Origin of the sequence: Kutzneria sp. NPDC051319, from assembly GCF_040682195.1 — a bacterium.
GTDB lineage: Bacteria > Actinomycetota > Actinomycetes > Mycobacteriales > Pseudonocardiaceae > Kutzneria.
Window position 1 is genome coordinate 56,462 of the sequence record NZ_JBFBAM010000051.1, and the last position, 11,108, is coordinate 67,569.

Consider the following 11,108-nt stretch of genomic DNA (forward strand, 5'->3'; position numbering starts at 1 on the left):
GGGCGCAACCTGGACGGCGCCACTTCCGCCAGAGGAGGACCCCGATGGACCTGATCGCGATCGAGGAGATCCGCCGGCTCAAACACCGCTATCTGCGCAGCCTGGACCTCAAGCGCTGGACCGAGTTCGCGCTGACGCTGACCGCCGACGCCACGGCCGACTACGGCACCCCGGTCTACGGCGACCGGCTGGTGCTGGCCGGCCGGGACGAGATCGCCACGTTCATGAGCCGCCGGCTCGGGCCGGAGGTGATCACCGTGCACTTCGCCGGCCAGGCCGAGATCGACATCGACGGCGACGAGGCGACGGGAACCTGGAACATGATGGACACCGTGATCGCGACCGATCGTCAGGTCGTGATCCAGGGCGCCGCCTTCTACGAGGACCGCTACCGGCGCGAGGACGACGGCGTGTGGCGGATCAGCCACACCGGCTACGACCGGACCTACGAGGCGATGTTCACGCAGACCGACCTGCCCGGCTTCAAGCTCACCGCCAACCGGTGGGCCGCCGTCCACTGACCTGTTCGGTGACGGTGTCGGCCGCGGCGACGAGCGCGTCGCCGCGGCGGGCGATCTCGGCGCCGGTGATGGCCTCGCCGACGTACAGGGTGAGCACCAGCTCCTGCCGGCCGTCGGCGTCGAAGGTCGGCGCGGCGATCAGGCTCACCGGGTGTTTGCGCCGTGTCGCCAGGTCCGCGCCGAGGTACACCCGCTCGCCGAGGCTGGACACCATCTCGCCGACCAGGTCCCGCACCTCGGCCGGCAGGTCGTACGCGGCGACGCCGGCCATCAGCGAGTGCAGCCGCATGCCGGCGGGGGACAGGCTTTCCACCAGATAGCCGCGTTCACGGCATTCGCCGACCACACGGCGCAGGTGCGCGCGGTCGGTCCGGGACGGCAGCGTCGGCGGCCGGGCCAGCCACTCGTCGAGGGCCCGGTCGCCGCCCCACAACACGTACATCAGCCCGACCGGCGGGGCGAACGGGTAGGTCTGGCCGACCTTGACCGTGGCGGCGGCCCGCGCCGGCCCGCTGCGCTCCAGCACCATGATCTGCTCGCCGACCACGGCGGACGCCGTGCAGACGGTGTCGTAGCGGGTGCTCAGCTCGGCGAGTTCGCGCCGGGCCAGGGCCGCCGCCGTGAAGTCATTCTGGGCAACGCGTCCCGCGGCGATCAGCGCCGGACCGAGCCGGTAGGCCTTCGTTGCCGGATCGTGCACCAGGTAGCCGCCGCGGGTCAGCTCGGTGGCGATGCCGAGGCAGGTCGGCTTGGCCAGCCCGACCGCGCGGGCCAGTTCGGACAGGCCGAAGCGCCGGCCCGGGTGTGCGATCAGGAAGTCCAGCACCGCCACCACCCGCTCGGTCGGCGGCGAGCGCCGGGTCACCATTGCCAACTTCTAGAACGCGTTCTAGCCTGGCTGGGTCGGCGTTTGTACCGCATCGGTACATATTTGTACCGCCGTAACCGAGGTGTCAAGGAGCCGCCCGTGCTCACCCAGCCGTTCGCCGACGCCGTCGCCGAGGCCGAGAAGGTCATCGCCGAGGCCCCGCACATCCGGACCGAGCAGGACCTCGTCGAGGGCTACGACTACCTGGCCGGCAGCATCCGGGCGTCGCTGCAGATGGCCTGGGCCTACCAGCGCGACTTCCCGTACTTCGTCCGGTCCACCGGTCCGTACACCAAGCTGGGCCTGGACAACCCGGACACCCTGTACTTCCACGCCTATCTGCGCGACGACTGCGAATACGTGGTGACCGGCCGCCGCGGCAGCACCGCCGACCTCAGCTTCCAGGTGCTCAACGGGGACTACTCGCCGGTGGACGTGCCGGACAGCCTGACCGCGTTCGACGACCGGGCGTTCGAGATCGGTCCGGACGGCTCGTTCGAGCTGCGGTTCGGCCCGGCCAAGGCGGACGCCGGCCCGAACTACTTCACCCTCGGGCCCGGGTCGGCGATGCTCATCGTGCGGGAGGTCTTCAGCGACTGGCGCACCGAACAGCCCGGCAGCATTCGCATCCGCCGGGCCGGCGCCACCGGCGCACCGCCGCCGCTGACCAGGGACGTGCTGGCCAAGCGCTACGGTGTCGCCGGCAAGATCCTGATCAGCCGGCTGCGCACCTTCCTGGCCTTTCCCGAGTGGTTCTACCTGAAGCTGCCGGTCAACACGATGACCGCGCCGCGGGCCACGCCCGGCGGGCTGAGCACCCAGTTCTCCTCGGTCGGCCACTACGACCTGGCCGACGACCAGGCCATGATCGTCACCGTGCCGGCGTCGGACGCGCCGTACCAGGGCTTTCAGCTCGGCAGCATGTGGTACGTGTCGCTGGACTACATCAACCACCAGACCAGCCTCACCGCCGACCAGGCCCGCGTCGACCCGGACGGCCGGATCCGGTTCGTCGTCAGCGAACGCGACCCGGGTCTGGCCAACTGGCTGGAGTGCACCGGCCACGCCCGGGGTTACCTCCAGATCCGCTGGCAGCGACTGGCCCGCGAGCTCAGCACCGAGGACGGCCCCGAGGTGGAAGTGGTTGCCGTGCAAGAACTTCCGGAGCGGCTGCCGTTCCACGAGCAGAGCCGGATCACGCCGGCCGAGTACGCGGCACGGATCGCCGTGCGCCGGGCCGCCGTGGCCGACCGGATGCTGGGCTGAGGCGATGACCGGGGGACGGGACGGCGTCGGCACGGTCGAGGACCTGCACGCCTCGGCGACCAAGATCACCGGGTTGGCCGACTTCGGCGACGACGAGTACCGCGACGGACTCGCCGTGCTGCTGGCGTCCTACGAACGCGACGCCGGCCTGACACCGTTGGGCAACAAGGTGATGCGCTCCTTCCTGCGTGGGGCGCTGGTGTCCCGGCTGCTCAGTGAGGCCGCGTGGCAGCAGCATCCCGAGCATGCGCGGGTGCCGATCGAGCGGCCCATCTTCGTGACGGGGCTGCCGCGCACCGGAACCACCGCGCTGCACCGGTTGCTCGCCGCGGATCCGGCGCACCAGGGCCTTCAGGTGTGGCTCACTGAGGTGCCGCAACCCCGACCGCCCCGCGAGACCTGGGCCGGCAACCCCGTGTTCCAGGCGATCGAGGAGAACTACCGTCGCCACCACGTCGACCATCCCGAGTTCATGGGGCTGCACTACATGTCGGCCGACGAGGTCGAGGAGTGCTGGCAGCTGCTGCGTCAGTCGATGCGGTCGATCTCCTACGAATGCCTCTCCCACCTGCCGACGTACTCCAGCTGGCTGGCCGGCCAGGACTGGACCGAGGCCTACCGCCGGCACCGGCGCAACCTCCAGCTGATCGGCCTGCCCGACCGCGATCGCCGCTGGGTGCTCAAGAATCCCAGCCACCTGTTCGCCCTCGACGCGCTGCTGGCCGCGTACCCCGACGCACTCGTGATCCAGACGCACCGGTCCCCGCGGTCGGTCATCGCATCGGTGTGCAGCCTGAACCAGCAGGCCAGTGCCGGCTGGTCCACGGTGTTCGAGGGCGATGTCGTCGGGCGGGACCAGTTCGACCTGTGGGCGCGGGGCCTGGACCGCTTCACCGCCGACCGGGCCAAGCACGACCCGGCGCAGTTCTTCGACGTGCGTTACCGGGACCTGGTCGGCGATCCGATCGGGACCATGCGGGCGATCTACGCGCACTTCGGACTGCCGCTGACCGACCGCGCGGAGGCGGCCATGACGGCCATCCACGCGGAAAACAGCGCCGGCCAACGGCAGCCGGCGCACCGCTACCAGTTGTCGGACTTCGGGTTGACCGGCGAGGAGGTCGACGAGCGCTTCGCCGACTACCTGCGGGCACAAGGTGGGGACGGGCTATGACGATCTTCGATCTGTTCCGGGTGACGGACAAGGTCGCCGTGGTCACCGGCGCCGGCCGCGGCATCGGCGCGGCCACGGCGGTGGCGCTGGCCGAGGCCGGCGCGGACGTGGTGATCTCCTCCCGCACCGAGGCCGAGCTGCGCGAGGTGGCCGCCCGGATCGAGCAGGCCGGCCGCAAGGCGCACGTCGTGGCGGCCGACCTGAGCGCCCCGGACGCCGCCGCCGCGCTGGCCGGCGCGGCGCAGGAGACCTTCGGGCGGCTCGACATCGTGGTCAACAACGTCGGCGGCACCTACCCGCGGCCGTTGCTGGAGACGACCGTCGAATTCCTCGAAGAGGCCTTCCGGTTCAACGTGTCCACCGCGCATGCCCTGACGGTCGCCGCCGTGCCGGTGATGCTGGCCGACGGTGGCGGCGCGATCGTGAACATCTCGTCCGTGATGGGACGGGTCGCCGGCCGCGGCTTTGCCGCCTACGGCACGGCCAAGGCCGCGCTCGCGCACTACACCCGGTTGGCGGCAACGGATCTCTCGCCGCGCATCCGGGTCAACGCGATCGCCGTCGGCTCGGTGGCGACATCGGCGCTGGATATCGTGGTCCGCAACGACGAGCTGCGGGGCAAGATGGAGGCCGCCACACCCCTGCACGTCATCGGCCACGCCGACCACATCGCGGCCACGGCCGTGTATCTGGCCTCTGGCGCCGGCGGTTACGTGACCGGCAAGGTGTTCGAGGTGGACGGTGGCCTCCAGGTGCCCAACCTGGAGTTCGGTCTGCCGGACCTGTGAGCGAGGAGAGTGCGCCCGTGGCTTATCGGGTGGTGCAGTGGAGCACCGGCAATGTCGGCCGGCACGCGATCGCGGGCATCGCCGCGCGTCCGGACCTGGACCTGGTCGGATGCTGGGTGTCCACAGTGGACAAGGTCGGCCGGGACGCCGGCGAACTCGCCGGACTCGGCCGGAAACTCGGCGTCGTCGCGACCGGCGACGTCGAGGAGTTGCTGGCGTTGCGGCCCGACTGCGTCGTCTACACGGCGATGGCCGACGATCGGCTGGTGGAGGCGATGGACGACCTCCGGCGCATCCTGCGGGCCGGCATCAACGTGGTCTCCAGCAGCCCGGTGTTCCTCCAGTTCCCGCGGGGCACGGTGCCCGACGAGGTGTCGGAGCCGGTTCGCCGAGCGGCGGTCGAGGGCGGAGTGTCGTTGTGGGTCAACGGCATCGATCCCGGCTTCGCCAACGACCTGCTGCCGCTGGCGCTCACCGGCATCAGCGAACGCGTCGACCAGGTGCGCTGCCTGGAGATCCTGGACTACAGCACGTACCACAACCGCAAGGTGCTGTTCGACATCATGGGATTCGGCGGCGCGCTGGAGGAGATCCCGCTGCTGTTGCAGCCGGGCGTGCTGAGTCTGGCCTGGGGCAGCGTGGTTCGTCAGCTCGCGTCCGGTTTGGACATCGAGCTGGACGAAGTGCAGGAGAGCTACCAGCGCCTGCCGGCGCCGGAGACCTTCCGGATCGGCACGGGCGAGATCGCCGCCGGCACGGCCGCCGGACTGCGCTTCGAGGTGCGGGGAATGCGCGGCGGCCGTCCCGTGTGCGTGCTGGAGCACGTCACCCGGCTGCGTCCCGACATCGGGCCGGAGTGGCCACAGCCGGCGGGCCAGGGTTGTTACCGCGTCGAGGTCACCGGTGAGCCCAACTACACGCTCGACCTGACGCTGCTCGGCTCGGACGGCGACCACAACACAGCCGGCCTCAAGGCGACCGCGATGCGCCTGGTGAACGCGATCCCGGCGGTGGTGGCCGCCCCGCCCGGCCTGCTCACCGCACTCGACCTGCCGCTGATCACCGGCCGCGGACTGGTTCGCGGCTGACGAGGGCCGGTCCGATCCAGCGGCGGACCAGGGCCCGCAGATCGTCGTCGGTGGGTGCGGGCGTCGAGGGGTGCTGGAGGAACGACAGGAACAGCCGCATCAGGATCTCGGCCAGCCCCTGGAAGTCGTGGTCGGTGGTGACGCCGACCGCCGCCCAGTCGACCGGTGTGGCGCGCAGGATGCGGGCGCCGAGGGCGAAGGACTGGGGCGAGGTGACCGCGCCGGTGAAGACGTCGGCCTCGCCCGCCTCCAGGAGCAGGCCCAGATAGGGCTCGCGGGGAACCGTGTGCAGGCTGAACAGCACCGATTCCACGGCGACCTCGGCCGGGCTGCCGAACGAGGCCAGATGGCGCTGCATCCGCTCGGCGAACGCCTCGACGCCGGCGATGGCCACGGCGGCGAGGATGTCCGGCAGACGCGGGAAGTACCGGTAGACGGTCTGCCGGGTCACGCCGGCCTCGGCGGCGATGTCGGACAGGCTGGTCCGGGCCAGCCCGGCCCGGTCGATGCACGCCGTCGCCGCCTCGACGATCCGGCGACGTGCCTCGTCCTCGGTCCTCGGCGGGTTGCCCTGCCATCCGTGGTACCCCATACGCCCCATCATCCCCGAGCCGAGCGCCTCAGACCGTGGCCGGCGCCCGGCTCCGCACCCGATAGAGCGCGGCCAGCACCAGACCGGCCCCGAGGAAGCAGGCCAGGGCGTAGAGGCCGCTGCCGACGGGGGCCATGCCGAGGGCGCTGAGCCAGCACACCGCCATCACGCCCAGGTAGACGGCGGGGTAGTACCGCGCGAAGGCGGACACCGGCTCGTCGGAAGTCCGAGGGGTCGAGGCGATGACCCAGCCGCCGGCCAGCCAGACCAGGGCCAGCTCGATGCCGAGAACCCAGGCCTGCGCGGTGGTGTTGTCACGGAAGACGCTGGACGGGACGCCCGCGATGACCATCGCCAACGGCGTCAGCACACCGGCCAGCAGGATTCGGGGCACCAGCCGGCCGTTGCCGGCCAATCGCACGACCAGGTAGGTCATGGCGGCCATCGAGACCGACGCGAACAGCAGCATGCTGGTCATCGGCACCGACGCCAGCGCGGGATGGTTGACCACGACGTTGTCCGGGTTCCAGGCCCACCACCGCAGCGGCGGTCCGACCTGGTCGAACACCTCGTAGAACACCTGGCACACCAGGGCGACAGCCACCGCGCCGAGCAGCGCGCCACGCCGGAAGACGCCGAGCGACCGCACGATCTCGTAGGCGAGCTGGGTGAACATCGGGTAGAACGCCACGATGTAGAGCGGCAGCCGGTCCTGCATGAACTGCACGGTGAAACGGTTGTGGGCGAAGATGAAACCGTAGATCTGGTCGAGCCCGAACCACTCCGGGAAGTAGAGCGGCGGCTCGATGACGAACAGGTAGACCAGCGACGCGAACCACAGCGCCAGGTTGATCCGGTCACCGGCCCGGTAGCGGCGGATGGCGTGCACCAGCGCGAAGACGGCGCCGCCGATGACGAGCACCTCCAGCAACGGCATCGTCCAGTTGGCCAGATCCCAGGGAGAACGGACCGAGATCACCGGCGCGACGTCGTGGCAGTCGAAGCCGAGGCCGCGGGTGACGGCCTCGGCCTCCGGCCCGCAATCGGTGCTCACCGTGCCGCCGCGGTGGCGGGGGAGTAGTCCGTGGCCGGCGGCTCGGCCTGCGGATCGAAGTCGAAGGGCACCCGCTGCCGACCCAACGCGCTGCGGACGTAATGACGGAGGAACCCCGCGATCACCCGAGGGTTCCGCAGCATCTGGCCCAGCGACTCGTCGAGGTTGAACACCTTGGCGAAATGCTCGTCGACCACGTCGTCCTCCCGGGCGGCGCCGACGATGAAACTGAACGCGGGACCGGACACGGCCGCCAGGACGCGGCGTCGCCACTCGGGCGGCTTCTCGGTGCCCACCGCGCACTCGTAGCCCTGGTCCCTGGCCATCGCGAGCGACCACGGCACACGGAGCAGCTTGCGTTGGGCGGCAAGGAACCGCGCGGTGAAGTCCGCGTCGAGACGGGCGGCGCGGGCGAGGTGCTGGCGCAGCAGCAACGCCGAGCCCGACGCGGAGCTGATGCCCTGCGCGTAGAACGGATTGAACGCGCAGATCGAGTCGCCGACGAACACCAGACCCAGCGGCGGCCGGCGGAGGCGGTCGTAGCGTCGCCACTTGTTGCCGGTGGACCGGGTCAGATGCACCTCGGAGGTCGGGGCGCAGCGAGCCATCGCGTCGGCGAACAACGGCGTCCGCACCCGGGCCGCCGACTCGACGAACGTGTCGGTGGTGCGCGGCATCTCCAGGCCCCACGAGCCCATGCAGGCGATGACGCGGTTGCCCTCGATCGGGAAGAGGTTCACCAGGAACTCGTGCTCGGCCGGATGGTCGCCCTTGTCCGGGGTCGGCATGATCACCAGGTGCTGCCACCACCAGGAGGGCGGTCGGGGTGTCGGCAGTTCGTACCAGCGCGAGGTGTAGGTGACCTTGGCGTCGAGGGTCCGCACCTCGGGTTCGGGCCAGCCCGCCGCCACCAGCCAGCCGCTGACGGCGGAGCCACGGCCCATCGCGTCCACCACGAGGTCGGCGTCGATGTGCTCGCCGTCGGCGTGGACGCCGGTGACCGCTCCGTCGCGGGTGCTCAGGCCGCTCACCGTGACCCCTTCGCGGACGGTCACGTTGGCCAGCTCGCGCACCTTGTCGCGCAGCACACGCTCGATGAGGATCCGCGAGCTGTAGATCATCGTCATCGTGCTGCGCTTGCGGGCGGACCAGCCCTGTCCGTCGAGGTAGGCGGCGTCCATGGACGGCATCAGATGCAGGCCGCCGGCGGCGACGAGGTCGTCCTCGAAGCCGGGGAACAGCGCCCCGATCGCGCGACGGCCGGAGTTCAGCAGGAAGTGCGGGTGCTTGCTCTGCGGCACGCCGCGGCGGTGCTCGGCCGCCGCCGGCAACTCGTCGCGTTCGAGCACCACCACGTGGTCGAAATGCGGGGCGAGCGCCCCGACGCTGCACAGGCCGGCGGCGCTGCCACCCAGGACGACGGCGGTCTTGCCGAGCTTCACTCGGACCAACTCCCCAACGTCATTCATACAACCAGGCACCTAATGTATGAATGACGCCGTGCGGGTGTCAAGGTGGCACTTCGTCGTGGCCTGGTGAATGTTTCACCCCGCAGACCTGGCCAGATCGCCCGCCACCTGGGGCAATCCGCGATGGCGTCTCGGCGTCTTGACGCCCGCGCCGGTGGATCGGTACTGCTGTCCAGGGATCCACTGTCGTGGAAGGGAATTCATGCCTCGACGGATCGAGATGCGTGTCCGCGCCGGCGTGATCGCCGTGCTGGCGACGGTGCTGGGCGCCGTCCTGATCGCCGCGCCCGCACGGGCCGCGACCGTCGGGTTCACCCCGGGAAAGGCGTGGCAGGACACCAGCGGCGCCGCCCTCCAGTTGCACGGCCTCGGCATCGTCAAGGTCGGCGCCACCTGGTACGGCTTCGGCGAGGACAAGTCCGGCGAGACCTCCGCCGACACGTCGTTCCAGGACATTCCCTGCTACGCCAGCACGGATCTGGCGCACTGGACGCCGCGGGGACACGCCCTCGTCCGGCAGGCCGGCGGCGACCTCGGCCCGAACCGTGTGGTGGAGCGGCCGAAGGTGCTGTACAACGCGACCACCCGGACGTACGTGATGTACCTGCACATCGACAGTCCGTCCTACGGCGAAGCCAAGGTCGGCGTGGCCACCAGCACGACGCCGTGCGGCCCCTACGCCTATCGCGGCAGCTTTCGGCCGCTGGGGCAGGTGAGCCGGGACCTCGGGCTGTTCCAGGACAGCGACGGCACCGGCTACCTGCTCAGCGAGGATCGCGTCAACGGACTGCGCATCGACCGGCTGTCCGCCGACTACCTGTCGGTCGACGCCGCGGTTGCCGTGCTGCCGGACTACGAAGCGCCGGCCATGGTGAAGGACGGCGGCCGGTACTACCTGCTCGGCTCGCGTCTGACCGGGTGGGGCACCAACGACAACGTGTACTCGACCGCGACGTCGCTGGGCGGGCCCTGGGCAGCGTTTCGGCCCTTCACCCCGGCCGGCACCAACACGTACAACAGCCAGACCGCGAACATCATCCCGGTGTCGGGCAGCGCCGGCACCAGCTACGTCTACGCGGGGGACCGGTGGACCACCGGCAATCTCGGGGCCTCCCCGGCGGTCTGGCTGCCGATGACGATCGCCGGCGCCACCGTGACGGTCGGGTGGCAGAACTCCTGGAGTCTCGACCCGGCCGCGGGCACGTGGTCCGCGGGCTCGTCGAACCCGCCCGCCGGCACCCGCACGCTCACCAATGCCCACAGCGGCCTGGTGATGGACGTCAGCGACGGGTCGGCCGCCGACGGCGGCAAGATCATCCAGTGGGCCGACCACCAGGCCGGCAACCAGCGCTGGACCCTGACCCAGCGCGCCGGCAACGTCTACACGATCGGCAATGTCGGCAGCGGCAAGTGCCTCGACGACCCGGCCGGCTCCACCGCCCAGGGCGCCCAACTCGACCAGCGGACCTGCGACGGCGGCGCCGGCCAGCAGTGGGCTCTCGACGCCGTCGGCGACTACACCTCGGCATCCGACACCGACTACCTGGTGGTCAACCTCGGCAGCGGCTGGGTCGCCGACGTCTCCGGCGGCTCCACCGCCGGCGGGGCGGCCGTCGTCCAGTGGATCACCAACGGCGGCGCCAACCAGACCTGGTCGCTGTCGGCGATGACGCGATCGGCCCGGCCTTCCACGGCCCGTACCCAAGGAGCACCCTGATGCGCCTGAACAGGTTCCGCCCGCGATCGCGGGTCGGCCGGCTCGCCGTGGCCCTCGCGTTGACGGTGGCGATGACACCCGCCGCCGCGCTCGTCGCCGCCGGCCCGGCCGAGGCGTTGGGCAACGGCCTGGCGCGGACACCGCAGATGGGGTTCAACGACTGGAACGCCTACGGCTGCAACGTCTCGGAGTCGCTGATCAAGACCACCGCGAAGGCCATGCACGACAACGGCATGGCCGCCGCCGGCTATCGATACGTCAACATCGACGACTGCTGGCTGACCCACAACCGTGACGGCAGCGGCAATCTGGTGCCGGACCCGGCGAAGTTCCCGGACGGCATCGCCGGCACCGCCGCGTACGTGCACTCGCTGGGGCTCCTGCTGGGCATCTACGAGGATGCCGGCACCGCGACCTGCGCCGGCTACCCGGGCAGCCTCGGGCACGAGCAGCAGGACGCGCGGAGGTTCGCCGCCTGGGGCGTGGACTACCTGAAGTACGACAACTGAAAGTCTGGCGCTTGGGCCTGCGGGCGGATCGGGTGTCACGTCCCCTGAGCTGCTGGTTTGGT

11 protein-coding genes are annotated in these 11,108 nt (G+C 70.6%); 7 read left to right on the forward strand and 4 right to left on the reverse strand.

The genetic code is table 11. From position 1 onward, the window contains the following. Positions 1–44: 44 nt before the first annotated feature. Positions 45–521, forward strand: coding sequence for a nuclear transport factor 2 family protein (locus AB0M73_RS35045; protein ID WP_363900099.1), 477 nt, complete (start codon positions 45–47; stop codon positions 519–521). Here the strand turns inward: AB0M73_RS35045 and AB0M73_RS35050 are convergent. Next, positions 490–1,386 (reverse strand): helix-turn-helix domain-containing protein, encoded by an 897-nt coding sequence (locus AB0M73_RS35050; RefSeq protein WP_363900123.1) that lies wholly within the window; start codon positions 1,384–1,386, stop codon positions 490–492. The two genes, AB0M73_RS35045 and AB0M73_RS35050, sit on opposite strands and share 32 nt — an antisense overlap. 102 nt (positions 1,387–1,488) lie before the next feature. On the opposite strand from AB0M73_RS35050, the gene AB0M73_RS35055 reads away from it, so the two are divergent. Genes AB0M73_RS35055 through AB0M73_RS35070 form a run of 4 tightly spaced genes read left to right on the forward strand, consistent with a single transcriptional unit; the run spans position 1,489 to position 5,705 of the window. After that, the gene (locus AB0M73_RS35055) at positions 1,489–2,655 is read left to right on the forward strand and encodes a hypothetical protein (protein WP_363900101.1); all 1,167 of its coding nucleotides are present in this window, start codon (positions 1,489–1,491) and stop codon (positions 2,653–2,655) included. 4 nt (positions 2,656–2,659) lie between these two features. Continuing rightward, positions 2,660–3,829 (forward strand): sulfotransferase, encoded by a 1,170-nt coding sequence (locus AB0M73_RS35060; protein WP_363900104.1) that lies wholly within the window; start codon positions 2,660–2,662, stop codon positions 3,827–3,829. Further along, positions 3,826–4,617 (forward strand): SDR family oxidoreductase, encoded by a 792-nt coding sequence (locus AB0M73_RS35065; protein ID WP_363900107.1) that lies wholly within the window; start codon positions 3,826–3,828, stop codon positions 4,615–4,617. Before AB0M73_RS35060 ends, AB0M73_RS35065 begins: the two co-directional genes overlap by 4 nt. Before the next feature lie 17 nt (positions 4,618–4,634). After that, on the forward strand, positions 4,635–5,705 hold the full coding sequence (locus tag AB0M73_RS35070; RefSeq protein ID WP_363900109.1) for a diacylglycerol kinase: 1,071 nt from the start codon (positions 4,635–4,637) through the stop codon (positions 5,703–5,705). Here the strand turns inward: AB0M73_RS35070 and AB0M73_RS35075 are convergent. From AB0M73_RS35075 to AB0M73_RS35085, 3 genes are read right to left on the reverse strand one after another with little or no spacing between them, the layout of a single operon-like run. Next, a complete protein-coding gene (locus AB0M73_RS35075; protein ID WP_363900112.1) occupies positions 5,677–6,297 on the reverse strand; it encodes a TetR/AcrR family transcriptional regulator in 621 nt (206 codons plus the stop codon). The genes AB0M73_RS35070 and AB0M73_RS35075 overlap by 29 nt on opposite strands. A gap of 28 nt (positions 6,298–6,325) precedes the next feature. After that, positions 6,326–7,351 carry a hypothetical protein gene (locus tag AB0M73_RS35080; protein WP_363900114.1) on the reverse strand — a complete coding sequence of 342 codons (1,026 nt, stop codon included), beginning with the start codon at positions 7,349–7,351 and terminating at the stop codon, positions 6,326–6,328. Further along, complete coding sequence (locus AB0M73_RS35085; RefSeq protein ID WP_363900126.1) at positions 7,348–8,793, reverse strand: hypothetical protein; 1,446 nt, start codon at positions 8,791–8,793, stop codon at positions 7,348–7,350. Before AB0M73_RS35085 ends, AB0M73_RS35080 begins: the two co-directional genes overlap by 4 nt. A gap of 229 nt (positions 8,794–9,022) precedes the next feature. On the opposite strand from AB0M73_RS35085, the gene AB0M73_RS35090 reads away from it, so the two are divergent. Continuing rightward, positions 9,023–10,537 (forward strand): RICIN domain-containing protein, encoded by a 1,515-nt coding sequence (locus AB0M73_RS35090; protein WP_363900117.1) that lies wholly within the window; start codon positions 9,023–9,025, stop codon positions 10,535–10,537. Then, positions 10,537–11,046, forward strand: a complete 510-nt coding sequence (locus AB0M73_RS35095) for a glycoside hydrolase family 27 protein (RefSeq protein WP_363900120.1) — start codon at positions 10,537–10,539, stop codon at positions 11,044–11,046. Before AB0M73_RS35090 ends, AB0M73_RS35095 begins: the two co-directional genes overlap by 1 nt. The last annotated feature ends 62 nt before the right edge of the window (positions 11,047–11,108 follow it).

Excerpts from the sequence above, each read along its gene's own strand:
- AB0M73_RS35045 (WP_363900099.1), top strand. The coding sequence starts at position 45 with ATGGACCTGATCGCGATCGAGGAGATCCGCCGGCTCAAACACCGCTAT.
- AB0M73_RS35060 (WP_363900104.1), top strand. The coding sequence starts at position 2,660 with ATGACCGGGGGACGGGACGGCGTCGGCACGGTCGAGGACCTGCACGCC.
- AB0M73_RS35065 (WP_363900107.1), top strand. The coding sequence starts at position 3,826 with ATGACGATCTTCGATCTGTTCCGGGTGACGGACAAGGTCGCCGTGGTC.
- AB0M73_RS35075 (WP_363900112.1), bottom strand. The coding sequence starts at position 6,297 with ATGGGGTACCACGGATGGCAGGGCAACCCGCCGAGGACCGAGGACGAG.
- AB0M73_RS35090 (WP_363900117.1), top strand. The coding sequence starts at position 9,023 with ATGCCTCGACGGATCGAGATGCGTGTCCGCGCCGGCGTGATCGCCGTG.
- AB0M73_RS35095 (WP_363900120.1), top strand. The coding sequence starts at position 10,537 with ATGCGCCTGAACAGGTTCCGCCCGCGATCGCGGGTCGGCCGGCTCGCC.